The 2,006-nt window shown below is 65.6% G+C and carries 1 protein-coding gene; it reads right to left on the reverse strand.

Translation table 11 applies throughout. The features are described 5' to 3' along the window. A partial coding sequence (locus tag PMN64_RS42755) for an AMP-binding protein (RefSeq protein ID WP_411785104.1) occupies positions 1 to 1,981 on the reverse strand: 1,981 nt, incomplete at its 3' end. Positions 1,982 to 2,006: the final 25 nt, after the last annotated feature.

The raw sequence follows: 2,006 nt of genomic DNA on the forward strand, positions 1-2,006 counted from the left end.
ATCCTAAGTCTCGTGGGCTCGGAGATGTGTATAAGAGACAGAGATACACGCGCGTGTGCGCAATCGGACGGCCAATCGTCTCAACGACAACGTCTCCCCTTCGCACGCAGATCCAGGTTGAGTACGTGGTGGTTTCAGAAGGCGCGTACAGATTATAAATCTTCTGGACCCGACTGCTCGCAAAGATCTTCTCGATCAGTTCCGCCGTCAGCCACTCGCCCGCCAAATTGACGACGCTGGTCGAAGCCGGCACCGCTTTCCTGTCGACCAGAGCGGCGATCGCCGAGGGCACTGTGTTGATCAAAGAGATATCCAAAGACCTCTCGGCCAGCGCCAGCGCATTCTCGACAAGGTAAAGCGTGCTTCCTTGCGAAAGCGGAACGAAGCACTCATAGACGGACAGATCAAAACTGATCGAGGTGGCAAACAGCGTGCGGCTGATCTCTGATGCCGTAAACACGTCGCTGCTCCAATGCAGCAGGTTCACGGTGCTCGCATGCTCAATCATGACGCCCTTGGGCGTGCCTGTTGATCCAGAGGTGTAGATCACATAGGCGAGATGGCGTGAGGTGAGGCCGAGCGCACGCGCGTCCGGATCCGATTCCGGCAGATTGGCCCATTCCGGCGTCGCCGCCGCCAGATCCACCACCGTCAGATCGAGTAGGGCATCGTCGCCCAGCGCCGATCGTCCCGCCGCATCGGCCAGCAACAGGTGGGGCGCCGCATCCTCCAGCACCTGGTGCAGCCGCACCGACGGATAGGCCGGATCCAGCGGCAGATAGGCGCCCCCCGCCTTGAGGATCGCCAAAAGCCCGACCACCATCGCCACGCTGCGCGCAACGCAGATCGCCACCGGCTGGTCCGGCTTCACCCCGAGCCCGATCAGATGATGCGCCAGGCGGTTGGCCCGCGCATTCAGCTCGCCATAGCTTAGCCGCTCCTCCTCATGCACCACCGCCACCGCGTCCGGCGCACGGCGAACCTGTGCCTCGAACAGCTCGTGGATGCACTGCTCCGCAGGATACGGCGCCCCCGTCCGGTTCAGTTTCTCCAGCAGATAGGTGCGCTCGTCGGCTGGCAGGATGTCCAGCTCCCGCACCGGCGTGCTCGGTGCATGCTCCAGCGCCTCTGCCAGCTGCTCCAGCGCCCGCTGCATGTAGCCACAGATCCGATCCGCCGAGATGGGCTCCACCACCTGCGCCGTCAGCCCGAGCGCCTCGCCAAAATCCTCCACCGACAAGGTCAGCGGATAATTGGTGCGCTCCTCCTCGCCCAGCCATTCCACGCCGGACAGCACATCATCGGCTGCGGAGGCGGTGACCGCCGCCGGCGTGTTGTGGCGGTAGTTCAACAGCGCGCTGAACAGCGGCGCCGGCGCCGCAACGCCGCTGCAGCGCTGCGCCAGCGCCAGCGAGGCATGCTCATGTACGAGCAGCTCGGCCAGCCGCGCGTGGGTGGTCCGCACGCTCGCCTCGACGGCGGTCCCATCAAGATCAAGCCGCAGCGGCAGCGTGTTGATGAACAGCCCCATCGCGCGGTCGCCACCTGCACCCCCATGCATGCGGCCGAACAGCACCGTGCCGAACACCACCTGCTCGCGGTCGCTGCTGCGCGCCACCACCTGACCCCAGGCCAGATGGCACAGGCTCGCCAGGCTCACCCCCAGCCGCCGCGCCTGAACCCGCAGCCGCGCGTTGAGCGCCTGCGGCAGCATCCGCTGCGCCTCACGGGTCCCGCTGCCGTCGCCCTGGACCTCGCACAGGCCAAAGGGCGTGCACGGCTCATCGATGTCCCCCAGCAGCTCCCGGAAGAACTCTTCATGCGCGTCTGCACCCACGCCAAGCCGTACCGCCGCCACCAAGTTGCGGAACGGCTGCGGGGCTGCCAGCTCCTGCTCGCGTCCCTCCAGCACGGCTCGGACCTCGGCATGCATCACCTCCAGTGTCGTGTGATCCCCGATCAGATGATGCTGCAGCTCCAACAGCAGCCAGCGCCCGCTGCCGGGC

It is taken from the genome of Bradyrhizobium sp. UFLA01-814, from assembly GCF_046718885.1.
GTDB classification, from domain to species: domain Bacteria; phylum Pseudomonadota; class Alphaproteobacteria; order Rhizobiales; family Xanthobacteraceae; genus Bradyrhizobium; species Bradyrhizobium elkanii.